This window comes from Pseudoalteromonas sp. T1lg23B, from assembly GCF_002964665.1.
Classification (GTDB): domain Bacteria; phylum Pseudomonadota; class Gammaproteobacteria; order Enterobacterales; family Alteromonadaceae; genus Pseudoalteromonas.
In genome coordinates this window covers 1-227 of record NZ_PQBZ01000017.1, presented here as the reverse complement: position 1 = coordinate 227, position 227 = coordinate 1, and the positions used below count along the sequence as shown (strand labels likewise).

The following is a 227-nucleotide window of genomic DNA, read 5'->3' as shown; positions in this document are numbered from 1 at the left end:
TAACAAGTTATTAGCTAAATCTTTGGGTGAACCCGTGGCATATAAAGAAGTGCATACCCTGCGCGTTTTTAGCGAGTTTGGTTTTGCTTATGATCTGTCATTTTTCTCAAATAACAAGCAATTGAGTTATGTGATGGTATGCATCAACCACTGTGCCAACGTTCAGCCCAAAGTGTTGCAGGTATTCCCAGTTTAATAAGTGGAGTGGGTTTGCTCTGTATGAGCGG

At 41.4% G+C, this 227-nt stretch carries 1 protein-coding gene; it reads left to right on the top strand.

Annotated features, from left to right (window positions below; translation table 11 throughout):
- The coding region (locus C2M32_RS06510; protein ID WP_234401245.1) for a hypothetical protein at nt 1–196 on the top strand (196 nt) is incomplete at its 5' end.
- Nucleotides 197–227 lie beyond the last annotated feature (31 nt).